Origin of the sequence: uncultured Tateyamaria sp. (assembly GCF_947487805.1) — a bacterium.
Taxonomy (GTDB): domain Bacteria; phylum Pseudomonadota; class Alphaproteobacteria; order Rhodobacterales; family Rhodobacteraceae; genus Tateyamaria.
The window spans coordinates 585,463-608,825 of the sequence record NZ_CANKXW010000001.1 but is presented as its reverse complement, the minus strand read 5'-3'; the positions used below and the strand labels follow the sequence as shown (position 1 = coordinate 608,825).

The following is a 23,363-nucleotide window of genomic DNA, read 5'->3' as shown; positions in this document are numbered from 1 at the left end:
TCCTTATTTGGGGCGCTTGGCGCCGTATTTCGAACGACGTTGCTTACGATCTTTGACGCCCTGAGTATCCAGAACACCGCGCAGGATGTGGTAGCGCACACCGGGAAGGTCTTTGACACGACCGCCGCGGATCAGAACAACAGAGTGTTCCTGCAGGTTGTGGCTTTCACCGGGAATGTAGCTGATGACCTCGAAACCATTGGTCAGGCGCACCTTGGCAACCTTCCGCATGGCCGAGTTCGGCTTCTTCGGTGTCGTTGTATATACGCGTGTGCACACGCCGCGCTTTTGGGGGTTCCCCTCAAGGTGCAGCGACTTGGAGCGTTTTACTTTGGGCTGCCGCGGTTTGCGGATCAGCTGTTGGATCGTTGGCATTGCAGGTTCTTTCCCCGTCTCATCAACACATGTGTCATGCGGGGCGGCCCCGCGGTTTCAATTCCTCACTCCCGTGCGTCCACGAAAGCGCAAAAACCGCAATCGCTCCCGTCAGGGGCGACGCGGTGGGTTTCCAGAGGATCGGGCCAATGCAAAGGCCGGATCGTGTCCACTTCGGTTCTGATTTCGGTCTCCGGTACAAACTCCGGTCCCGAGATAGCGGGCGTATAGGGGGAGTCGGAGGTGCTGTCAACAGCACGCGTGGCTTGCACAGCACGCCACGGGTGATGCATGGTCCGCGTGAGAAGAGGCAGGTTTTTAAAGGCGTTTTGACATGCAGGTGATCGGCCTTTGCCGCTTTTCCTACCCGGCCATCGGTGGATTTCAGGTCGACTTTGACGACTTTCAGAAAAAACTGGATTACCTCTATGCGCCCGAGCGCATGGAGGAACGGTTTGCGACCTTTGAAACGCTCATGCTGCCCCCCCTCAAGGCGCAAACTGACCCTCTGTTCACCCTCGTGGTGGTCGTCGGCGAAAGCCTGCCGGGGCATTATCGCGACAGGCTGGAAGCGGCCTTGGACGACGTCCCGCAAGCCATCGTGCAGGAACACCCCCCCGCGCAGCATCGCCCGATCATGAAACAAGTGATCAACTCGGTCCGCTTTGATGATGGTCTGCCCTGCTTGCAGTTCCGGATGGATGACGACGATGCGGTGTCGGTAGATTTCGTTGAACGGCTACGGTCCGTCGCTCAGGACATCGCCCCTCTGGCCAAGCGAGAGAAGCTTGTCGCAATTGATTTCAACCGGGGCTTCATCGTCAAGGCCGGAGCGCACGGGGTTGATGCGATCGAGACCACGGCCCCCTTTCAAACGGCCGGCCTCGCCCTGATGGTACAGCCGGGCATGCGGCAGACAATCATGAATTTTGCGCATCACAAGCTGGGCGAGCGGATGACCTGCGTCACGCTGACCGACACGCCACCCATGCTGCTGCGGGGCCACAACGCATTCAACGACTCGCGTCAGGGCCCGTCGGCGCGCCCCCATAAACTCGCACCGATGGACAAGGCGGGTGAAACGATGCTGCAAGAGCGGTTCAACATCAGTGCGGACACTATCCGCGGCGCATTCTCAGCGTTGTGACAACGCCCATTCGCGGTAGAGTGTAAAGAGCCCCGTCGCGACGACGATACCCGCGCCCAACAGTGTCAGACCACTGGGCCAGTCGCCAAAGACGACAAAGCCGAGGATCAGCGCAAAGACCAAACCCATGTAGCGGAAGGGTGCGACAAATCCGATCTCGCCCACGCGCATGACCTGCACCGAAAACCAATAGGCCCCAACGATCAGAAACGCGGCCCCGACGATCAACCCCGCAAGGCGCGGTGAAAGAGCCACCCAAGGTTCGGACAGCGAATAAAGGCCAAAGAACGTCGTCATGCTCAGCGCGGCAATCAGGGTGACCGACAGGGTCGGGACATCGGCGCTGAGGCCACGCGTCGCGAGATCCCGCGCAGTGACGCAGGCCACGGCACACAAGCCATAGACGGACCAGATCGAAAACCCGTCGGCACCGGGGCGGACGATCAGCAACATGCCCCCGAAGCCGATGGCAATTGCGATCATCCGTCGCCACCCCAGCGGTTCGCCGAACACTACAGCAGCGCTGACCGCCACGGTCAGTGGCAGCACCTGCAGAATGGCCGTCACATTGGCGATAGGCATGTTCAACAAGGCGGAGATAAAGAAATAGGCAGCCCCGATTTCGGCCGCGGAACGTACCCCGACCCGGATCCAGTCAGGCCGGGACAGGCGCAGCCGGATCCGTCCCAACCACCGCGCAAACACAACGATCAACAAAACGGAGAGCGCGCCCCGCAACATCAGCATTTGCCCTAGCGGAACAGCACCATCGGTCAGCTTGATCAGTACATCATTAAAGGTAAAGCAGGCCATTGATGCCATCATCAACAGCGCACCAAAGGTGTTGGGAGACATGGCTTGGCCTTTTCGCGACTTCACCGATCACGCTACGCCCGACAACCCGATGACGCCAGCCACAATGGCATGCAGCTCGCAGTTCACCGGGTCAGAACGCCTCGGGCCGGGCCTCGCGCGCCATATGATCCAGAACGGCATTTACGAATTTCGGCTCCTTGCCCTCGGGAAAGAACGCGCGCGCCACCTCGACATATTCGACAATGACAACCTTGGGCGGCGTACCGCTGTCGCGAAATTCCGCACCGGCGGCGCGGAACAGGGCGCGCAGGGTCGGATCGATGCGTGCGATGGGCCATTTGGCAACCAATGCACGGTCCGTCATCTGGTCAATCGGCGCCTGATAGTTGACCGCATCATCCATGACACGGGCAAAGTGGTCCGGATCGCCCTCGGTCATCTCGTCGCCCTCATAGGATGCACCGAACCGGTGGTCCATGAATTCGACCTTGATCTGATCGACCGTTTGCGCCGTCTGCTCCATCTGGAACAGCGCCTGCACGGCATAAAGCCGCGCCGCCGAGCGCATCTTGCGTTTCTGGTTGCCCGAGAGGGTCGTCATGCGATGCTGGGTCCTGTGTTTTCGGCCAGCTGATATTCGGAGGCGGGTTTGAAACCAACCCCCTTGCTGGAGCGGCCCCACTTACGGCTGAGTGCGATCAGGTGCAAGGCCGCAGCCGCCGCACCACCCCCTTTATTCTGCATGGCCGGATCCGCGCGCACCTCGGCCTGTCCGGTGTTTTCCACCGTCAGAATGCCGTTGCCGATACACAGCCCCTGAAGGCCCAGCAACTGAAGGGCGCGCGAACTGTCGTTGCACACCGTTTCATAATGCGTTGTCTCTCCGCGAATGACACAGCCCAGCGCAACATAGCCGTCAAAGTTCGACATCCGCTCCGCGATCCCGATGGCAGTGGGTATTTCCAAAGCACCCGGCATTTCCACCAGATCCCATGTGGCACCTGCCGCCTCGATCTCCGCCTTGGCACCGGCCACCAGGTTGTCAGCGATTTGCTTGTAGTAGGGTGACACAACAATCAGCAGTTTGACCGGCGTGTCAAAGCTGGGACGGTCCAGCACGTGATGTTCAATGGAAGCCATCAGTTCTCTCCGAGGATGGGGCGGGTGCCGACGATCTCAAGCCCGTATGCGTCGATGCCCATATAGGTGGTGCGTGGGCTGTCCGTCAGAAGGATCAACCGGGTCAGGCCCATATTCGACAGCATTTGCGCGCCCAGCCCGGTGTTTTTTACTATGCGCGGCCCTGCGTCCTCGTCCGTGAATAGCGACTTGCGCGGCTCTCGGAACAAACACACAACGCCGCGCCCTTCCGCGGCAATCAGCTCCATCGCACGCGGCAATTCACCCACCGGCTTGTCGCTCAGCCCGAGGATATCTGTCACCTCTGCCAACGCATGTGTCCGGACGAGCACCGGCTCATCCGTTGTCAGATCGCCTTTGGACAATGTGACATGTTCGATCCCATAGGTCTGATCCGTAAAGATGCGCATATCCCATGCGCCGCCATGCTGCGACGATACCGTCCGCCGGTCTGTTTCCACCACCAAGTTATCATGCCGTCTGCGATAGGAAATCAGATCAGAAATCGTGCCGATCTTGAGGTCATGGGCACGGGCGTATTGCACGAGGTCGGGCAAGCGCGCCATCGACCCGTCCTCGTTCATGATCTCGCAGATGACCGAGCTGGGATAGTGCCCGGCAAGCCGCGCAACGTCGCACCCCGCCTCTGTGTGACCTGCACGCACCAACACGCCGCCCTTGCGCGCGCGCAACGGGAACACATGGCCGGGCGTCGCCAGATCAGCGGCCGTCGCCTGTGGGTTTACAAGCGTTGAAATCGTCAAGGCGCGGTCCGCCGCCGAAATGCCGGTGGACACGCCCTCCCGCGCCTCGACGGATACGGTAAACGCGGTCTCATGCCGCGACGAATTGTGCGTGGCCATCATCGGCAGGCCCAGCGCATCGATCCGTTCGGCCGGCAACGTGACACAGATCAACCCTCGCCCATGGGTCGCCATGTAGTTGACGGCTGCCGCGTCGGCGAAATTCGCAGGGATCACCAGATCCCCTTCGTTCTCGCGATCCTCATGATCCACGAGGATGAACATGCGTCCGACGCGCGCCTCTTCGATGATCTCCTCGATCGGAGAAATCGCAGCCGCAAGGTCAGTCTCGACCGGACCTGGGGTTTCAAAGCTCATGGATCACCTTCGCAAAAATCGTGCCTGCGACATAGAGGATCGCGCGGCCCAATACCAGTGGCGCACCTCGCACAAACCCTGTGCCCTGCAGGCTGTCAACAAACTCTTCCCGTCACGGAATGCGAGCACACCCAAACCCATGCGCCAAGCATCGCGTCAGGCCGCAAGGCCTGTCCGTTGGATCACACCTGCTCGGCCAGTCGCGCGACGTAGCGGGCAAGCGTGTCAATCTCGAGGTTCACGGCGTCTCCCACAGCCACGTCACCCCACGTGGTCACCTCCTTGGTGTGCGGGATGAAATTGATGCCGAAAACGGCCCCCTGCACCTCGTTCACGGTCAGTGATGTCCCGTTCAAAGCCACCGATCCCTTGGGTGCGATGAATCGCGCCAGATCATCCGGGGCGCGCAACTGAACCCGTGTACTGCCGCCTTCATCCGTGACCGACACGACTTCGGCCACCCCGTCCACATGGCCCGACACGATATGCCCACCCAACTCGTCCCCGACCCGCAGGGCCCTTTCAAGATTGACACGGCTGCCCTCGACCCAATTGGAAATATTGGTTTTCGAGACCGTCTCTGCGCTGATCTGCACATCATACCAATCGGGGCCAAGATCGATCACTGTCAAACACACGCCGTCCGAGGCGATCGACGCCCCCATGTCGATACCCGACGTGTCATAGCTCGTCCGGATCCGCGCGCGCAGGTCGCCTTCTTGCTTGAGGTCGGACACGGTGCCGATATCGGTAATGATGCCAGTGAACATGAGGTCATCCTTTGCTGCCGCGTCCGAGGTAGCGATGCCACACCGCAAGGGCAAGAGGGTCGCGCATTGCGGATTTTTCCCACTTGAGCCATAAATCTGCCCCAGTCAGGTGTTCATCTTAGGTAAACCAATGCCCCGTATCAGGAACCAGATGACACTTCACGCGCCGAAATCCAGGGTTTTCCTGTTCCTTCAGGGCCCCCACGGACCGTTTTTCCACCGATTGGGCGCGATGCTGCGGCGGGCCGGTGCGACCGTGTGGCGCGTTGGCTTCAACGCAGGCGACCGCGCTTTCTGGTTCCACCCGCGCAGCTATATACCCTATCGCGGCAAGGTCGCTGACTGGTCCGATACTTTCGTCGATCTGATTACATCCAGGGGCGTGACCGATATCGTGCTTTACGGCGACGTGCGCCCGATCCACGCCCAGGCCGTGGCAGAAGCCAAGCGGCGCGGCATCACGGTCCACGTCTTCGAAGAAGGCTACATGCGCCCTTACTGGGTGACATATGAGCGGGGCGGCACCAACGGGAATTCGCGCCTCATGGACATGAGCGTTGAACAGATGCAGGCCGCCCTCGCCATGTCGGACATGGAGGCACCGCTGCCGCCGGGGCACTGGGGCGACATGCGCCAACACGTGTTCTACGGCGCTCTTTATCACTGGTTTGTCCTGTTCCGAAATGGTGACTACCGCAATTTCCAACCGCATCGGGCGCTGTCCGTCGCGCACGAATTCAAGCTGTACCTGCAACGTCTTCTGCTGATGCCGTTTCACATGCTGGACCGCATGCAGGCGACGCTGCGCATCCGCTATGGCGGCTTCCCCTACCATCTCGCGCTTCTGCAGCTGGAACACGACAGCAGCTTTCAGCAGCATTCGCCTTTCGACAGCATGACCGAATTCCTCGAATTGGTGATCCGCGGATTTGCCGAAGGGGCGCCGGGACATCATCACATGGTCATCAAGGCGCACCCGCTGGAAGACGGCCGGTCGCCGATTCGCCGTACCATCCGCGAATTGACGCGGACGCATGGGCTCAAGGGCCGGGTTCACTACGTGCGCGGCGGCAAGCTTGCGCAACTTCTGAACGACGCACGCAGCGCCGTTACCGTCAATTCCACCGCAGCCCAACAAGTGCTCTGGCGCGGTATTCCGCTCAAGGTTTTTGGACGGGCGGTGTTTGCCAAACCGGAATTCGTGAGCGACCAGCCCCTGCCGGAATTCTTTTCCGGCGCGTCCCGACCGGACAACCGCGCTTACAAAGACTACCGCCGCTACTTGCTTGAAACCAGCCAGCTGCCGGGTGGCTTCTATTCAGCGCGCGGCCGCCGCCAATTGCTGCGCCAGGTCGTCGACATGATGCTGTCGCCCGAAGACCCCTATGACGCGCTCGCCTCCGGCACCGCGGCCCCACGGCAACAGTTGCGGTTGGTGAACTGACGACCACTACCCCTATGGCTAGATTTTATCGTCCGGCTACGGTAACTTGACACCAAATCAGCGCCGGAAAACCGGTGCAAAAAATAAAAATGGTGCGGGACAACCTGCGCCTTGAGGCAGAACAAGAACAGGTCGAGGAGACCGTAGCAGTGATTTTCAAATCATTCAGCTTGGCGCGCGTAAGCGCGGTTTTGGCCGTTGCAGGCATCCTGTCATCCTGTGGATTGCCGCAGGTCGGACCCAGCAAACGCGAAATCTTCTCTGGCTCGGTCCAGCAGGACGGCGACGCATTCATCGTATCCGTGAATGACCGCGTCACACGTGCCACGGCTGTAACCCCCGCCCTTGGCTTCAGCGAGGAATTCATCAACGCCGGTGTGATCGGTTCGGACACGATCCGTCCCGGCGACGTTCTGGGCCTGACGATCTGGGAGAACGTCGACGACGGGCTGCTCGCGGGCGAGGCGCAAAACTCCACAATTCTCGAAGAGGTGCAGGTCGATGGGGCCGGGTTCATCTTTGTTCCCTATGCCGGGCGCATCCGTGCCGCGGGCAATACACCCGACGCGATCCGCCGCATCATCACCGCCAAACTCGAAGACCAGACACCCGATCCGCAGGTGCAGGTGCGCCGTGTGGCCGGCGACGGGTCCACCGTGTCGCTGATTGGATCGGTTGGCGGTCAGGGCGTCTATGCCATTGAACGCCCAACCCGGACACTCTCCACCATGCTGGCACGGGCGGGCGGTGTCACCATCGAACCGGAAATTGCCCAGATCACTGTCATTCGCGGCACGATGCGCAGCAGGATCTGGTTCCAGGACCTCTATGATCACCCGGAACTGGACATCGCCCTGCGTGGTGGCGACCGGATTCTCGTCGAAGAAGACACGCGCGCATTCACCGCTCTCGGTGCAACCGGTGGGCAAGCGCGCGTGCCATTCGAAAGTCAGACGCTGAGCGCGTTGGAAGCCATCGCCCAAGTGGGTGGCCTGCAATCGGCAACTGCCGATCCCACGGGGATCTTTGTGTTCCGGAATGAACCTGCCGAGGTGGCAAATGTCGTATTGGGTCGGGACGATCTGATTGGAGCGCAGCGGCTTGTATATATTCTCGACCTGACGCAACCCAACGGCATGTTTCAGGCACGTGATTTCGTCATTCGCGATGCCGACACGATATATGTGACCGAAGCACCGTACACCCAGTTCACCAAGATCATCAGCGCCCTCACCGGCCCACTGGGATCGGTCAACACGTTGTCCAGCCTCGCAGGCAACTGACCTCGGGTGCAGTGCCGTGACCGAACGATTTGACACTGCCGCCGGGCCTGAAGAGGTCCGGCGGCTTTTCGTGTACAACGGCGGGTTCCTGACCCAGCGCCGCTTGCGCCGCATTCTGACGCTGGCCGGGTACCGCATATCCGTGGGCAAACCGGGCCCCGACGATCTGGTCGGTATATGGGGCAATTCCCCCACTGCACATCGCGGAATTGCCGCTGCTGACCGCTACGACGCGCCACTTGTCACGGTCGAGGACGCGCTGCTGCGTTCGGTCTTTCCCGGTCGTGCAGGTAACCCACCACTGGGCCTGATGATTGACCACAAAGGCGCGCATTTTGATCCACGGCAGCCTTCCGACCTTGAAGACTTGCTTGCGAGCCACCCGCTTGACCACACCGCCCTTCTCAACCGGGCACGTGGTGCCATTGCGCGTATCAAAGAGGCACATCTGTCAAAATACACGGGCTTTGACATCGATGCCCCTGTGCCTGCACCTGGCTATGTTCTTGTGATTGACCAAACCCGCGACGACGCTTCGGTCTTGGCGTCTGGTGCGGATCGGAATCGGTTCCTTGAGATGCTGTTTGTCGCACAGGACGAAAACCCCGGCGCACCAATCCTGATCAAGACCCATCCCGAGACGGTTCAAGGCTTTCGATCGGGGTATTTCTCCGACGCGGACATCAGCGACCGGGTCCAACTGTGCGACACCGCGGTCAGCCCATGGGCGCTGCTTGAAGGTGCCATCGGAGTTTACACCGTGTCCTCCGGCCTCGGGTTCGAGGCGATCATGGCCGGGCACAAACCCCGCACTTTCGGACAGCCATTTTATGCAGGCTGGGGGCTGACGCAGGATGAGTTTCCGGTACAGCGGCGGCAACGAACACTTACGCGCACGCAGCTTTTTGCGGCCGCGATGATCCTGTACCCGAAATGGTACGATCCTTACCGCGACCAGCTCTGCGCGCTTGAGACCGCCATCGAGACGTTGGCTGCCCAGACGCGGGCCTGGCGCGAGGACCACATGGGATGGGTCGCCAGCGGCATGCGCATGTGGAAGCGCCGCCCACTGCAGAAAGCGTTCGGTCACCACGCACCCATGCTGTTCGAAGACAATCCTGCCAAGGCACGCGCGGCAGGTCGGCCATGGATGGTCTGGGCCGGTAAAGCAGACGTTGGGCATCAGGACGCGGTCCGTGTAGAGGATGGATTTCTGCGGTCTCGTGGGCTGGGTGCGGAACTGGTACCGCCCCTGTCATTGGTGACGGACGATCTGGGCATTTACTATGATCCGTCGGGACCCAGCCGGTTGGAGCATATGATCCGCGCGCGCCGAACGATGCGCCCCGACCAGATTGCGCGCGCCGAAGCGTTGGCAAGTGCTCTGACGCGGAACGCGCTCAGCAAATATAATCTGGGTGGCAGTGTGCCAAACCTGCCGGACGGCCCCCGTGTCCTCGTCGTGGGTCAGGTCGAAGATGACGCGTCCATCAAACTCGGAGCGGGCCAGATCGCGACCAATCTGGCGCTGTTACAGGCGGCGCGGGCGGCCAACCCGGACGCGACGGTGATTTACAAACCCCACCCGGATGTCGAGGCCGGGTTGCGCACCGGCCGTATCGACGCCACAGGCCTCGTCGATGTGGTGGCTGACACTGCGGATATCACGGCCCTGCTGGAGAAGGTCGACACCCTGTGGACCATGACGTCCCTGACAGGGTTCGAGGCGTTGTTGCGCGGCGTGCATGTGGTCACGACCGGCGCTCCGTTTTACGCAGGCTGGGGGCTGACCCGCGACCTCGGCGAGGTTCCGCCCCGCCGCCGCGAGGACGTGCCCTTGCTTGGTCTCGTCCACGCAACGCTGATCGATTATCCGCGCTATTTCGACCCGGTGACCGGCCTTGCCTGTCCGGTCGAAGTGGTCGTGGAAAGGCTTTCCAAAGGGACGGTGCCGCATCCCGGCGCGCTCAACCGATTGCTGTCGAAACTGCAAGGTGCGTTGGCCAGTCGCGCGCACCTGTGGCGCTAGCGCTCCCGCGTCCAGCAATGATACAGATCCGGCCCGACCGGACGCGTCTCGAGCAGCGAAAACCGCGCGGCGTCACCCAACTTGCCCAGACCCAACGCACCAATATTGGGGAGCCCTTCGGCACCGATCGTGACACCGGCGGTAAATCCGACAAGTTGGTCGACGAGGTCCGCCTCGATCAGTGAAGCGGCCAGCGCACTGCCGCCTTCACAGAACACGCGCGTCAGCCCATGGGAGGCCAGGTTGCGCAACACATCCAGCGGATCCAGGTGCCCACCCTGCGCCGCACAAGGCAGCAGCACGGCACCCAGTTCCCGCCATGTGTCTTGCAGCATCTGATCGGCGTCGCGCCCATGACACAGGATGACCGGCACCTCGCGCGCGGTGCGTGCCAGACTGCTCATCAGCGGCACATCCAGACGCCGCGACACGATCACGCGGGCGGGTTGGGACACGTCGCCAATTCCCCGGACCGTCAGCGACGGATCATCCTGTCGGGCCGTCCCGCCGCCTACCATCACCGCATCATGACGCGCGCGCATCAGATGTACCATCTTGCGCGCGTCAGGCCCCGTGATCCATTGGCTTTCGCCTGTGCCCGTGGCGATACGCCCGTCAAAACTGCTTGCCAGTTTCATTGTCACGAAGGGGCGGCCCAGCTCTGTTCGCAGAAAGAACCCTGCGTGGTCGGCTTGCGCCACTTCGGCGCATACACCCACGTCGACCGTAATGCCCGCCGCGCGCAGAATTTCCAGGCCCGCCCCACTCACCCGCGGATCACTGTCCTGCGTCGCCACGACGACGCGCGCGACCTTTGCCGCGACCAAAGCGTCGGCGCAGGGTGGCGTCTGCCCGTGATGGGCGCAGGGTTCGAGCGTGACATAGGCGGTAGCACCGTACGCTGCCTGCCCCGCTTGCAAGAGCGCCTGGGTCTCTGCATGGGGTCGCCCGCCAGGCTGTGTCCAACCACGACCGACAACGCGCCCGTCCTTGACGATCACGCAGCCGACGGCCGGATTAGGAGCGGTACGGCCCTGGCCCCGACGTCCGATGGTCAGGGCCAGCCGCATGAAACGGATGTCCGTTTCGGATGTCACTCTTCGCTGGGAGTGTCGGGACGCAGTTCTTGCACGAACTTGTCAAAGTCGTCCGCCGCCTGGAAATTCTTGTACACGCTCGCAAAGCGGACATAGGCCACCGTGTCGATACGGTGCAGCGCCTCCATCACGATCTCGCCGATCTGTTTGGACTGGATGTCCGTTTCGCCCATGGATTCAAGGCGACGCACAATCCCGGAGATCATCTGATCAATGCGTTCGGGATCGATGGGGCGTTTTTGCATGGAGATGCGGATCGATCGTTCCAGCTTGTCGCGGTCGAAATCTTCGCGTTTGCCGTTGGACTTGATGACGACCAGATCGCGCAACTGCACGCGTTCATATGTCGTGAACCGGCCACCGCAAGCCGGGCAAAACCGCCTGCGCCGGATCGACACGTGGTCTTCTGCTGGACGGCTGTCTTTTACCTGAGTGTCGATATTGCCGCAAAACGGACAGCGCATCGCGCATCCCCCTTCGTTCTTTCTGCCTGTATGGGGGTTGTCCCCCTATTCCGCGAAACTATAGGGGGTTGTCTAGGTTTTGGGTAGAGGGGAAATGACACCGCAAGATAAGCGGTGACATTTCATTGTCACCTGCGGACAAGCGTATCATTGCCGGTACGTAGTCTCAGGTTGGGCGTCTGGGAACACAGCGCATAGGCGTGCGCCATGCTGAAGGTCAGACCGGCGCGGCGCACGCTCAGCGACACTCCGGAAAATGCATCACTGCCGGGCGCAGTGGTAAAAACGACACCACGACGGCCCGGCGTGGACTGCGACGCCCCGCGGGGACGTTCGACCGAGATGTCACCCCCACGTTGCCCAAGGACCTTGCGGGCATAAAGCCCCGCCGCGCACCACATTTGCGTATTGCCCGCGCCATCTGCTTCGATGATTTCAAAGGAATTTCCGTCGATCTGCACCGCTGGCAGCGTAAAGCGCTGCCGTCGTTCAAAGTCCTGAGCAGGTGCAAGTGTCGGCGCGGTCACGGCGACGGCCAGGCTGGTGTAAAGAACAGATTTGAGCATGTTTTTTCTCCTCTACAGATCAGATAAGCATCCGAAGCCACCAGGTGAAATGACATCTCCGAAACGGCGTACATCCGGTAAGAGACTGAAAACATTGGCCTGAAGCGATTTAAGCACACCATTTCCGAGCGCCACTTCACGCAGACCCACATGAACGTGCGTCCAACGAATATTTCAGCGCCCGACGATTTCGACCCTCAAACGTGGCGTTTCTCGACACAAGGCGTAGGCGTGCGCCATGCTGAATACCTTGCCCGTGCGGCGAATGCCCTGGGACAAAGAGGAAAACGCACCATCGACCGGCTGTGTAGAGAAGACGACACTTTTCCTGCCCGGCACCGCAACGGACGCGCTGCGCCCTTGTTGGATGTAGATGGACCCGCCTCGCTGGCCCAGAACCTCGCGCGTATACAGCCCGGCCGCACACCACATCGCTGTTCCACCGGCCCCGTCGTTTTCGATCGCTTCAAACGTGTTTGCGTCAATCGGAACGATCGGAATCTCAATCCTGTCCCGTTCAATGAATTGCTGGGCATGACTCTGCACAGGGAAACACGTCAGAACGGCAAGGCCTGCTGCAAGAATGGGACGTATCATGGGTAAGCTCCTTTGATCTGGATCTAGGGTACACGCCGGAAAACCCAAATGAAGATGTGTCGGCCCATCAGCCTAAATGTGCCACGATCGAACGCGCCTTGGGCGCGTCGCGATGCTCAAAAAGGTAGATGCCCTGCCAGGTCCCCAACGCCAATCGCCCAGCGCGAACCGGAATCGACAGGCTCACAGGCAAAATGGAGGCCTTGATGTGCGCGGGCATATCGTCCGGCCCTTCGTAGGTGTGGGTCAAATAGGACATCGATGGATCGGTGGTCGGGGGCACCAGACGGGCAAAGAACGCGGCCAGATCGGTTTGCACCTCGGGGTCGGCGTTTTCCTGAACGACCAGAGAACACGACGTATGTTGAACAAACAGGGTCAGAAGGCCATCGCCGTCAGCCCAAGCCGCGACATCGCTGGTAAACTCGTACAGCCCCTGACCCGTGGTATTCACAACAAATGTGGTCTGCATCATGACCCCGAACCCTCAACCAAAGATACGGTCGCCTTGCTCATCAATCATTTGCTTGGCTTTCGCGATCGACGCAGCGGCAGCCTCATCCTGGTCTGCCATGGTATCCGCACGGACCAGGTTGTGCGTATGCACCTGACCGCCGATCTCCTTTTCGATGCGCGCGCCGATCCGGTACTGCGTGCCCTCGCGCTGGGGCGTCGGAGTGATGGCAAAGCCGTCATATGCCTCTGACTTCTGCGTTTCGGTGGCGCCACCACCAAACAGCTTTTTGAGAAAGGACATTCCTGACCTCGTATCTTGCAAAGAAAAGGCCACGCACGGTTGTTCCGCACGTGGCCTGTGTTGTCTTAACCGCGAGCGCCCATCACTGATCGAGGAAGGACCGCAATTTGCGAGACCGGCTTGGGTGCTTGAGCTTGCGCAGCGCCTTGGCTTCGATCTGGCGGATCCGTTCGCGCGTCACGCTGAACTGCTGGCCCACCTCTTCAAGGGTGTGGTCAGTGTTCATCCCGATGCCAAACCGCATCCGCAGCACACGCTCCTCGCGCGGGGTGAGCGAGGCCAGCACCCGTGTCGTGGTTTCCTTGAGGTTTTCCTGAATGGCGCTGTCAAGCGGCAGCACGGCATTCTTGTCCTCGATGAAATCGCCAAGCTGGCTGTCTTCCTCGTCACCAATCGGTGTCTCGAGGCTGATCGGTTCCTTGGCGATCTTCATCACCTTGCGCACTTTCTCAAGCGGCATCTGAAGCTTTTCAGCAAGTTCCTCGGGCGTGGGCTCGCGACCGATCTCGTGCAACATCTGCCGGCCCGTACGGACCAGTTTGTTGATCGTTTCGATCATGTGCACGGGGATACGGATCGTGCGCGCCTGGTCCGCGATGGACCGGGTAATCGCCTGCCGGATCCACCATGTGGCATAGGTAGAGAACTTGTAACCACGACGGTATTCGAACTTGTCCACGGCCTTCATCAGGCCAATGTTCCCCTCCTGGATCAAGTCCAGGAATTGCAGGCCGCGGTTGGTGTATTTCTTGGCGATGGAGATGACGAGACGCAAGTTGGCCTCTACCATTTCCTTCTTGGCCTGACGGGCTTCCTTCTCGCCCTTCTGGACCTGTTGGACGATGCGGCGGAATTCAGAGATGTCGAGGCCGACATATTGCCCGACCTGTGCCATGTCGCTGCGCAGTTCCTCGACTTTTTCGGCCGAGCGTTCGATAAACATCTGCCAGCCACGGCCAGACTTGCCGCCCATCTCTTCGAGCCAACCGGGATCCAGCTCGCGACCGCGATAGGCGTCGACAAACTCCTTGCGGTTGATCCGCGCCTGGTCGGCCAGTTTCACAATCGCGCTGTCGATCTGCATGATCCGGCGGTTGATGCCATAAAGCTGGTCGATCAACGCCTCGATCCGGTTGTTGTGCAGGTGCAATTCGTTGACCAGCAGAACAATCTCGGCGCGCAGTTTCTGATAGGTCTCTTCGTCGCCTTTGCTGAAAGACCCGTCTTCGTTCAGCGTGGCGGAAATCCGGCTGTCCTGCATTTCGGACAACAATGAATAGTCGTGCGCAATGACCTCGAGTGCCTCAAGCACCTGCGGCTTAAGCGCGGCCTCCATCGCGGCAAGCGACATGTTGGCCTGATCGTCTTCGTCGTCGTCATCATCCTTGGCAATCGGGTTGCCGTCCGCATCAAGTTCCGGACCCGTATCGGCCTTTTGCTCGGAGGAGGTATTCGCTTCGACAACCGGCTCGGACACTTCCTCGCCGTCTTCGCCCATCTGGTTGCCGAATGTCGCCTCAAGGTCGATCACGTCGCGCAGCAGGATCTCTTCGCTCAGAAGTTCATCGCGCCAGATGGTGATGGCCTGAAAGGTCAGAGGGCTTTCGCAAAGCCCGGCGATCATCGTATTGCGGCCAGCCTCAATCCGTTTGGCGATGGCAATCTCGCCCTCGCGGCTCAGCAATTCGACCGAGCCCATTTCCCGCAGGTACATCCGCACGGGGTCGTCCGTCCGGTCGAGCTTTTCCTGACCGGTCGCGCCAAGCGTCAGATCGCGTGTGCCTTCGGTGGCAACAACGTCTGTGGACCCTTTTTGCTCTTCTTCCTCGGCTTCTTCGTCTTCGATGATGTTGATGCCCATTTCGGACAGCATCGACATCACGTCCTCGATCTGCTCCGAACTCACCTGATCGGGTGGCAAAACCGTGTTGAGCTGATCGTAGGTGATATACCCCTTTTCGCGGGCTTCACCGATCATTTTCTTGACGGCGGCCTGGCTCATATCAAGCGAATGCTCGTTGTCCTGGTCGTCCGTCTTGGAATCTTCGTTCGTATCTTTCGCGGCCATACTGGGCTCCTCTACCGGGGCTCCTGAGCGATTCGCTTGCCCGAATCGCTTCCGAGAATCATTTAGGTCTATGGATGATTCGACCACCCATTACACGCATTTTGCTAAGGAATCGCGGCCAAAACGCATCACCGTCCCGGCTTGGAATACCTGATCTGATCCATCAATGCGGCGAACGCATCCCGCTCGCTGCGATTGATTCGGGCGCCGTTGTCGCCCGTCTCGTATTCGGCGTTGTCCTCTTTGCCACTGCGGGTTGCATCCGACGCTGCAGCAGCGGCCTGACTGAGGCGCCAGGTCACGCCTTCGTCGGCGACCCCTTCCAAATCCTGAACCGCATCCGCGATCTCGGCATCCAGCCCTTTTGCCGCGCTGAGTTTTGCAAGCTCTTCGGCCACGGTCATGCGGGCCATCTCGGCATTGCCTGGGGTGCGGATGCAAGGGACAATTGCCACATGGCGCGAACCCATGAGGTTATCAAGGGCATCGGGCCCCAGTGCGCCAAAAATCTTTTCGCGCAACACTTGGGATCCCTCGTGCGCGTGGCGCAGAATCGCGTCCCTAATGGTGCGGTGATCCGCATCCGTGCACGGCAGGCTTTCCAAGCCGCTTTCGAATTCCTCGGCGACATCGGGTGTGCAGATGAGGACCGCGAGGATGACGGCTTCTCGCAAGTGGTCCGCAACCCGATCGCCACCCGCAGCCAGTGCGGATGACTTGGTGCTCGGCATGGCCGTGGGGGGCGCTTGCCATCCCCGCCCCGGTTGCCATGCCCGCTTGGCCCCACCGCCTGACGCGTTGCGTTGCGGGCGGAACAAGTCCCATCGCAGGTCCTTGATTTCCTGACCGTAGTGCTGCCGGATGGACGGATCCTGGATCAGCTTGATCTTGTCCCGCAGCGCCTTGTCCAGTGCCGCCTTGCGCTCGGGGCTGTCGAATACCTTCCCTTCGGTCTCGCGCTGCCAGAGTAGACGCACCATCGGAATGGCTGCATCGAGCAGTTGCTGCAAAGCACCGGAACCTTGCGCCTTGAGCAGATCATCGGGGTCCTGCCCCTCCGGCATCAACGCAAAACGCAAGCTCTTGCCCGCCTCAATCAGCGGCAGCGCCAGATCGATCAGCCGCATTGCGGCGCGCAGACCAGCGGTATCGCCGTCCAGCGCAATAATTGGCTCGGGTGAGATGCGCCATAGCATCGCCAGTTGATGTTCCGTGATGGCCGTGCCCAGCGGGGCCACGGATGCGCCGAACCCGTGCTCGGCCAGCGCAATAACATCCATGTACCCCTCGGCCACGATCAGGGGCTGACCTTTGCCCGCCGCAGTGCGCGCAGGACCGTGATTATAAAGACTGCGCCCCTTGTCGAACAACTCGGTCTCGGGAGAGTTCAGGTATTTCGCATTATCATTCGGGTCCATCGCCCGACCGCCAAAGGCGGTGCAGCGTCCGCGCGCATCACGGATCGGGAACATGATCCGCCCCCGAAACGTATCATAGGGTTTACCACCCTTCTGGCTTGGCTTGCCAAGGCCCGCACCGAGGATCAGCGCGTCCTCGACCCCCTTGGCCTTGAGCGCATCCCAAAGCCCCTGCCACGCGTCCGGCGCAAAACCGATTTCCCAGCGTTCCTGCGCCGCCGCATTGAGGCCGCGCCGCTCAAGATAAGCACGCGCGTCGCTGGCCGCACCGGTCTTTAGCTGCAACCTGAAATGCTGGACAGCCATTTCCATGACATCCGCCAGTTGCGTGCGCTTGTCGGCCTTTTCCTGCGCCCGTGGGTCACGTTCAGGCATCGGCATGCCCGCCTCGCCGGCAAGAATCTCCACCGCCTCCATGAACCCGACATTCTCGGTCTCGCGCACAAAGGAGATCGCGTCGCCCTTGGCGTGACAGCCAAAGCAATAATAATACCCTTTCCGATCATCTACGTGAAAGCTGGCTGTCTTTTCGTGGTGGAAAGGGCACGGTGCCCACAGATCGCCCTTGCCCTGATTGGACTTGCGGGCATCCCACATGACCTTGCGCCCGACGACCTGCCCAAGAGACAGTCGCGTACGCAATTCGTCCAGAAATCCAGGGGGCAGGCTCATATCTCTAATATCGGGTCGCAGCGGCCCAGAGTCGAGTCCGCCCTATTGTTGCAGGCAGAGTTCGGTCCACGCATCCGCGAGGCTTTCGTTGCGGATGACTTTGCGCTTTTGTTCATAGACCCACGGGGCAATCAGCGGGATGGCGTTGTTGTACTGTTCGGGCCACGCGGGTGAGGTTGCCAGAATGTGGTCCTGCACCTCGCGCTCGGGCACCCGGTCAAGGCGGGCCTGCTGCACAGCCGCAACAACATCGGCCTGATAGCCGCAGCTTTCAGCTTTGTCTTGGGCGGCGGCAGGTGCCGCCATCAGGGTCAGGGCGGCAAACAGGGCGAAACGGGTCATGGCAAGCTCCGGGAACACATTGGAATCGGTGCCGGACCTTACCCCCGCGCCGCGACGCTTTCCATCGCCCTTTGCAGATCGTGCAGTAACGTTCCGGCCATCGACCGGAAAACAAGGATCAGAAAACGATCTGCCCCAACACGCGTGACCGAACCGTTCATGTGCTGGATCTGCGTGCGCGCCGTATGCCCACGTTTGAACGTCGCCACAGACAAGTCCATCGGCACGAGACGCGCCAGGACATCCTCAGCATCCGCGCCAGACAATGTGACGGCCGTCCACGCGTCGGACTGATCCGTCACCGCCGCGTCATGTGCCAGCCCGGGATCCGGCGTGGGCCCGGCCACGAGCACCATGTCGCGCCCAAACCAGATCGCGCGCGCGCCGTCCTTGCCCGTCGCACGCCCGTTGGCAGGCCACGCAATGCCATGCCCGTCCTTTACCCGGTCCGCCACGGCCTTGGCCCGATCGCGAAACGGGGCCACCGAGGTCAGGATGCCCAGGTCCGTTTCTTCCAACGTCACCGTACCCACCGTCATCGGCGCAAAATCGTCGAGCGGGGTTTTTGCCTTCAACTCAGCCACGTGTGCGCCCTCCTTCGGGATCAAAGAACACCGGGTCGCACAGTTCAACACGGGTTTGGATACCGCGCAGATGGTCCACCATGTTCAAGACCTCACCGCGCCGCATCAGGCCGTCCTGCACAAAGCCGAGCCCGATGAAATGCCCCAGCGTCGGCGAAAACCCCACGGAGGTGACATAGCCCTGGTCATGCGCGCGCACCGGCTCCTCGCCATCGGAGTAGATATGCGCGCCTGCGGTCAACTGCTTGACCGCACCGACGGGTTTAAGCCCCACCAATTGTTCGCGCCCGTCGTCGGTCAGTCCGGGTCGGGCCGCCATCGTCTTGCCGACAAAATCCTTCTTCTGCGACATCATACGCCCCATGCCCACATCGCCCGCCGTGACACGGCCATGGATTTCCGCGTGGGTGATGAACCCCTTTTCAATCCGCAGGACGTTCAACGCCTCCATACCATATGCGCCGCCGTCCATGGCCTCCGCACGGGCTTTGAGCGTACGGAAAAGGCTGTCGCCATAGCGTGCCGGGACAGCGACTTCATAGGCATGCTCGCCCGAGAACGAGATCCGGAACAAGCGCCCCTCAACACCCTGCACAGACACGGGACCGCACGCCATGAACGGCCAGCTGTCATTGTCGATGGGCGCATCCAGCAGGTCATTGAGCAAATCACGCGCCTTGGGACCAGCCACCGCAAATTGCGCCCATTGTTCGGTTACTGACACAATCCGCACGTCCCATTCGGGGTGCAGCGCTTGAGTGACAAACTCCAGGTGCCGCATCACCTGCCCAGCGGCGGCGGTTGTGGTGGTCATCACATAGTGGTTTGGCCCCATGCGCGCCGTGGTGCCGTCATCCATCACGAACCCGTCTTCGCGCAGCATCAGCCCATAGCGGACGCGCCCCTCCTTGAGGGTCGAAAACATGTTGATGTAGACGAAATCGAGCAGTTTGGCCGCATCTGGCCCCTGAATGTCGATCTTGCCAAGGGTGGAAACGTCGCAGACCCCCACAGCCTCGCGGACATACCCGACCTCTCGATCACAGGATTGCCGCCACGTCTTTTCACCAGCTTGCGGGAAATAGGACGGCCGGTACCAAAGGCCCGCCTCGATCATCGGTGCCCCAGCCGCGCGGGTGGCGGCATCGCTTGTTGTCCGACGCTCCGGGGCGAAGCCCGTGCCTTGCGCCCCGGCGCCAAGTGCGGCCAGCGCCACGGGACTGAACGGCGGACGGAACGTCGTCGTGCCCGTCTCCGGAATGCCGCGGCCCGTGGCATCCGCCAAGAGCGCCAGCGCGGCCACGTTCGAATTCTTTCCCTGGTCCGTGGCCATCCCTTGGGTCGTGTAGCGTTTCATATGCTCGACCGAGGTGAAGTTCTCGCGGGCGGCTTGCTTGATATCCTTTACGCTTACGTCGTTCTGGAAATCGATCCACGCGCGCCCCTTGCCCGGCACCGCCCAGAGCGGACCGATCGCATAGAAGCCATCCTCAGCCGCCGGAATTGCGACATCACCAACAGATCCGCCCAGCGCTTCGATGCAGGCGCGCGCGGCTTTTTCGCCTTCGGCAAGGCAGGCGGCAGTGGAAAACGCGCCGTTACATGCGCCTGCCGTTTCCATGCCGGGAATGGCACCGTGCGTCGGCACAAAGCTGGCGATTGCCTCGTTCCAAGTGGGCCGCCCGTTCATATGGCAGGTCATGTGCACAGTGGGGTTCCAGCCCCCTGACATGGCAAGGCAATCGGTCATGATCTTTTCCGACCCCGACGCGGTGCGGATGGAAATCGCGCTCAGGCCACCGCGCCCGCTGCTGCCGTCCACCATGGCGCCTGTCAACAGCTTGTAATCGCCCTTCGCTTGCACATCGTTGCGGCTGTCGATGACGGCGGCAATATGCACGCCCGCTTCTTGCAGATCAGTTGCCGTGCGGTGCGCATCGTCATTGTTGGCAAAAACCGTCACCGCCTTGCCCGGAGAGACGCCCCACCTGTTGAGATAAGCGCGCACCGCGCCTGCTGTCATGATCCCCGGCCGGTCGTTGTTCTGAAACGCAATGGGCCGTTCGATGGCGCCGGCAGCCAGAACGGACCGTCCCGCGACGATGCGCCAGAACGTCTCTTTCCCGCCGCCCTTGGGCACGGCGGCCATGTGGTGCGACACGCGTTCCAATGCACCAAAGGTGCCGCCATCATAGGCCCCTGTCACCGTTGTACGCGGCATCAGGCGAACGTTGTCCATCTGCGACAGTTTCGCGACCATGTCGACGGCCCAGTCCGCACCCGGCTGGCCATCCACCTCAAGCGTTTCAGCGTTAAGGCGACCGCCCATGACGCTGTCCTCGTCGGCGAGGATCACCTGCAACCCCGATTGCGCCGCCGTCCACGCCGCCATCAGCCCAGCAGGCCCCGCGCCGATTACAAGCACATCGCAAAACGCATAGGCCTTGTCGTAGTGATCCGCGTCCTTTTCAGGCCCCAACGCTCCGAGACCGGCGGCACGGCGGATCACCGGCTCGTACAGCTTTTCCCAAAAGGCGCGCGGCCACATGAACGTCTTGTAATAAAATCCCGCGCCCAGGAACGGGGCCGCCAGATCATTGACGCTCATCAGGTCAAAGGCCAGCGATGGCCAAGCATTCTGGCTGCGTGCGGAAAGCCCCTGATACAACTCCTGCACCGTCGCGCGCACATTGGGATCCGTGGCAGGCCCACGCCCGACGGTTACCAGCGCATTCGGTTCTTCGGAACCCGCGGTCAAAATCCCGCGCGGGCGGTGATACTTGAACGAGCGCCCAACCATGCGGATATCGTTAGCCAGCAGCGCCGAGGCCAACGTATCACCGGGATGCCCCCGATAAGAGTTGCCATCAAACGCGAATGACAACGTCTGCGAACGGTCGATCCGGCCCTTGCCTGCAACTCTCATCGCTTCACCTCAGTCGCCAAAACCGCCTTCTTGACTTCGTGCGTCACCGTATTGCGTGTCACCTTGAGCCACGCACCGCACCCGCCGTCATGGCTCCAAAGCTCTTCAAGATCGCCAGCCGGGTTTTCACGCAGGTGCAGATACGCGTCCCACGCCGCCTCACCCGCATCGGGGGCGGGCCGAACCAACATGACCGCGGCCCCTTGATAGTAGAATTCGCGCACGTCACGCGTGCCGCAGATCGGACAGGACAATCGCATCAGACGGTGCCTCCGCGCAGCATCACCAGGATCGCTTCGGATTTCATTGTGCCAACAGTCAAGCTTTTCATGTTCCCGATGCTCTCAGTGCAGGTTGTGTTGTGAGCCGGTGGACTCTTCGTCCATGATCCCGCGCCCGGTGCGGAACCGGTCCAACCGGTGCCGCACGGTCGTAGGGTGCGGATTGCCCGTCGCCAACAGATGCGCGAATGTGTGCCCCGACGCGGGCGTCGCCTTGAAACCGCCGTAGCACCAACCTGTGTTGACAAAGAGCCCCTCGATGTCGGTCCGGTCCATGATGAATGATCCATCCGGCGACATGTCCATGATCCCGCCCCAGCTGCGCAGCATTCGTGCCTTGCCGATCTGAGGCATCAGCGTCATCGCCGCCTCGGCCACATGCTCCACCAAAGGCAGATTTCCACGCGCGGCATAGCTGGAATACATGTCCAGATCACCGCCAAAGACCAACCCGCCCTTGTCGGATTGGCTGATATAGAAATGCCCCATGCCATAGGTCACCACGTGATCCAGACAGGGTTTCAGCCCTTCTGTGACAAAGGCCTGCAAGACATGGCTTTCGATGGGCAAGCGCATGCCCGCCATCGCTGCGACCTGGCTTGACCGGCCGGCGGCCACCATGCCTACCTTCTTGGCGCGGATGGGACCGCGGGTGGTTTGCACCCCTTTGACCACGCCGTTGATCACGTCGATACCTGTCACTTCGCATTGCTGGATCAGATCGACACCAAGGTCGCTGGCCGAACGGGCAAAGCCCCACGCCACCGCATCATGGCGCGCTGTACCACCGCGCCGATGATACAGACCGCCAAACACAGGAAACCGCGTCTGATCGAAATCGATCATCGGCAACAGCTTGCGGACACCGTCGGTGTCCAGCATCTCCGCGTCGTCGCCCTGACCAACCATCATATTGCCCCGACGCACAAACGCATCACGCTGCCCGTCCGAATGCACGAGGTTAATGATCCCGCGTTGAGAATGCATGACGTTGTAGTTCAGGTCTTCTTCGAGGCCTTCCCACAGCTTCAGCGAATGGGAGTAGAACTCGGAATTGCCCGGCAACATGTAGTTGGCGCGCACGATCGTGGTGTTACGTCCGACATTGCCGCCACCCAGGTACCCTTTTTCAAGGACAGCCACGTTGGTCAGCCCGTGCACCTTGGCCAGATAATGCGCCGTGGCCAGCCCGTGCCCGCCGCCGCCGATCAGGACGATGTCATATTCCGCTTTGGGTTCCGGGCTGCGCCAATGCGGACCCCACCCCTTGTTGCCTGTCAGCCCTTCCTTGAGGACTCTCAGCCCTGAAAAGCGCATACGCACCCCCATCTCGTCGCCGACACATGACCGGCCCCTTGCCATCGGTGTCCACCATCAACATCCCCGAAGGTGTAGCAAGGGGGTATGCGTCTCGGACAACGCTTTTCGACATGCACGGGTCTGACAGCGACCGATTACGGCGATAA

23 protein-coding genes are annotated in these 23,363 nt (G+C 60.9%); 4 read left to right on the top strand and 19 right to left on the bottom strand.

The window, feature by feature from the left end:
* Positions 1–3: 3 nt before the first annotated feature.
* Positions 4–375: a 30S ribosomal protein S12 gene (gene rpsL / locus Q0949_RS03015; RefSeq protein WP_024809820.1), complete on the bottom strand. Its 372-nt coding sequence runs from the start codon at positions 373–375 to the stop codon at positions 4–6.
* A gap of 334 nt (positions 376–709) precedes the next feature.
* On the opposite strand from rpsL, the gene Q0949_RS03010 reads away from it, so the two are divergent.
* The gene (locus Q0949_RS03010; RefSeq protein ID WP_299368391.1) at positions 710–1,522 is read left to right on the top strand and encodes a putative rhamnosyl transferase; all 813 of its coding nucleotides are present in this window, start codon (positions 710–712) and stop codon (positions 1,520–1,522) included.
* On the opposite strand, the gene Q0949_RS03005 is transcribed toward Q0949_RS03010, so the two are convergent.
* The 5 genes from Q0949_RS03005 to Q0949_RS02985 all read right to left on the bottom strand — a co-directional run bounded on the left by Q0949_RS03005 (position 1,511) and on the right by Q0949_RS02985 (position 5,369).
* Positions 1,511–2,377, bottom strand: coding sequence for a DMT family transporter (locus Q0949_RS03005; RefSeq protein WP_299368388.1), 867 nt, complete (start codon positions 2,375–2,377; stop codon positions 1,511–1,513). The genes Q0949_RS03010 and Q0949_RS03005 overlap by 12 nt on opposite strands.
* A 91-nt stretch (positions 2,378–2,468) precedes the next feature.
* Positions 2,469–2,939 carry a transcription antitermination factor NusB gene (gene nusB, locus Q0949_RS03000; protein ID WP_299368385.1) on the bottom strand — a complete coding sequence of 157 codons (471 nt, stop codon included), beginning with the start codon at positions 2,937–2,939 and terminating at the stop codon, positions 2,469–2,471.
* Positions 2,936–3,478, bottom strand: a complete 543-nt coding sequence (locus Q0949_RS02995; RefSeq protein WP_299368382.1) for a 6,7-dimethyl-8-ribityllumazine synthase — start codon at positions 3,476–3,478, stop codon at positions 2,936–2,938. The genes nusB and Q0949_RS02995 overlap by 4 nt, the downstream gene beginning before the upstream one ends.
* The gene (gene ribB, locus Q0949_RS02990; protein ID WP_299368379.1) at positions 3,478–4,599 is read right to left on the bottom strand and encodes a 3,4-dihydroxy-2-butanone-4-phosphate synthase; all 1,122 of its coding nucleotides are present in this window, start codon (positions 4,597–4,599) and stop codon (positions 3,478–3,480) included. Before ribB ends, Q0949_RS02995 begins: the two co-directional genes overlap by 1 nt.
* 182 nt (positions 4,600–4,781) lie before the next feature.
* Positions 4,782–5,369 (bottom strand): riboflavin synthase, encoded by a 588-nt coding sequence (locus Q0949_RS02985; RefSeq protein WP_299368376.1) that lies wholly within the window; start codon positions 5,367–5,369, stop codon positions 4,782–4,784.
* 151 nt (positions 5,370–5,520) lie between these two features.
* Here Q0949_RS02985 and Q0949_RS02980 point away from each other — a divergent pair, with 151 nt between their 5' ends.
* The 3 genes from Q0949_RS02980 (at position 5,521) to Q0949_RS02970 (ending at position 10,125) form a co-directional block, all read left to right on the top strand.
* Positions 5,521–6,813, top strand: coding sequence for a capsule biosynthesis protein CapA (locus Q0949_RS02980; protein WP_299368373.1), 1,293 nt, complete (start codon positions 5,521–5,523; stop codon positions 6,811–6,813).
* 74 nt (positions 6,814–6,887) lie between these two features.
* Positions 6,888–8,096, top strand: coding sequence for a polysaccharide biosynthesis/export family protein (locus tag Q0949_RS02975; RefSeq protein ID WP_299368369.1), 1,209 nt, complete (start codon positions 6,888–6,890; stop codon positions 8,094–8,096).
* A 16-nt stretch (positions 8,097–8,112) separates the two neighbouring features.
* Complete coding sequence (locus tag Q0949_RS02970) at positions 8,113–10,125, top strand: capsular polysaccharide biosynthesis protein (RefSeq protein ID WP_299368366.1); 2,013 nt, start codon at positions 8,113–8,115, stop codon at positions 10,123–10,125.
* On the opposite strand, the gene ribD is transcribed toward Q0949_RS02970, so the two are convergent.
* The 13 genes from ribD to Q0949_RS02905 all read right to left on the bottom strand — a co-directional run bounded on the left by ribD (position 10,122) and on the right by Q0949_RS02905 (position 23,214).
* Positions 10,122–11,222 (bottom strand): bifunctional diaminohydroxyphosphoribosylaminopyrimidine deaminase/5-amino-6-(5-phosphoribosylamino)uracil reductase RibD, encoded by a 1,101-nt coding sequence (ribD, locus tag Q0949_RS02965; RefSeq protein ID WP_299368363.1) that lies wholly within the window; start codon positions 11,220–11,222, stop codon positions 10,122–10,124. The genes Q0949_RS02970 and ribD overlap by 4 nt on opposite strands.
* Positions 11,219–11,686: a transcriptional regulator NrdR gene (gene nrdR, locus Q0949_RS02960; RefSeq protein ID WP_299141995.1), complete on the bottom strand. Its 468-nt coding sequence runs from the start codon at positions 11,684–11,686 to the stop codon at positions 11,219–11,221. Before nrdR ends, ribD begins: the two co-directional genes overlap by 4 nt.
* Positions 11,687–11,814: 128 nt before the next feature.
* On the bottom strand, positions 11,815–12,252 hold the full coding sequence (locus tag Q0949_RS02955) for a hypothetical protein (RefSeq protein ID WP_299368360.1): 438 nt from the start codon (positions 12,250–12,252) through the stop codon (positions 11,815–11,817).
* Positions 12,253–12,426: 174 nt separating this feature from the next.
* The gene (locus Q0949_RS02950; RefSeq protein ID WP_299368357.1) at positions 12,427–12,849 is read right to left on the bottom strand and encodes a hypothetical protein; all 423 of its coding nucleotides are present in this window, start codon (positions 12,847–12,849) and stop codon (positions 12,427–12,429) included.
* Positions 12,850–12,916: 67 nt separating this feature from the next.
* Positions 12,917–13,321, bottom strand: a complete 405-nt coding sequence (locus Q0949_RS02945; RefSeq protein WP_299369478.1) for a secondary thiamine-phosphate synthase enzyme YjbQ — start codon at positions 13,319–13,321, stop codon at positions 12,917–12,919.
* Positions 13,322–13,336: 15 nt separating this feature from the next.
* Complete coding sequence (locus Q0949_RS02940; protein WP_299368354.1) at positions 13,337–13,606, bottom strand: HlyU family transcriptional regulator; 270 nt, start codon at positions 13,604–13,606, stop codon at positions 13,337–13,339.
* Positions 13,607–13,688: 82 nt separating this feature from the next.
* Positions 13,689–15,674, bottom strand: a complete 1,986-nt coding sequence (gene rpoD, locus Q0949_RS02935; protein ID WP_299368351.1) for an RNA polymerase sigma factor RpoD — start codon at positions 15,672–15,674, stop codon at positions 13,689–13,691.
* Positions 15,675–15,802: 128 nt separating this feature from the next.
* Complete coding sequence (gene dnaG / locus Q0949_RS02930) at positions 15,803–17,764, bottom strand: DNA primase (RefSeq protein WP_299368349.1); 1,962 nt, start codon at positions 17,762–17,764, stop codon at positions 15,803–15,805.
* 42 nt (positions 17,765–17,806) lie between these two features.
* A complete protein-coding gene (locus tag Q0949_RS02925) occupies positions 17,807–18,106 on the bottom strand; it encodes a hypothetical protein (protein WP_299368346.1) in 300 nt (99 codons plus the stop codon).
* 38 nt (positions 18,107–18,144) lie between these two features.
* Positions 18,145–18,690 carry a sarcosine oxidase subunit gamma gene (locus tag Q0949_RS02920; protein WP_299368343.1) on the bottom strand — a complete coding sequence of 182 codons (546 nt, stop codon included), beginning with the start codon at positions 18,688–18,690 and terminating at the stop codon, positions 18,145–18,147.
* Positions 18,683–21,616: a sarcosine oxidase subunit alpha family protein gene (locus tag Q0949_RS02915; RefSeq protein ID WP_299368340.1), complete on the bottom strand. Its 2,934-nt coding sequence runs from the start codon at positions 21,614–21,616 to the stop codon at positions 18,683–18,685. Before Q0949_RS02915 ends, Q0949_RS02920 begins: the two co-directional genes overlap by 8 nt.
* The gene (locus tag Q0949_RS02910; protein WP_299368337.1) at positions 21,613–21,876 is read right to left on the bottom strand and encodes a sarcosine oxidase subunit delta; all 264 of its coding nucleotides are present in this window, start codon (positions 21,874–21,876) and stop codon (positions 21,613–21,615) included. The genes Q0949_RS02915 and Q0949_RS02910 overlap by 4 nt, the downstream gene beginning before the upstream one ends.
* An 84-nt stretch (positions 21,877–21,960) precedes the next feature.
* Positions 21,961–23,214 carry a sarcosine oxidase subunit beta family protein gene (locus tag Q0949_RS02905; protein WP_299368334.1) on the bottom strand — a complete coding sequence of 418 codons (1,254 nt, stop codon included), beginning with the start codon at positions 23,212–23,214 and terminating at the stop codon, positions 21,961–21,963.
* Positions 23,215–23,363: the final 149 nt, after the last annotated feature.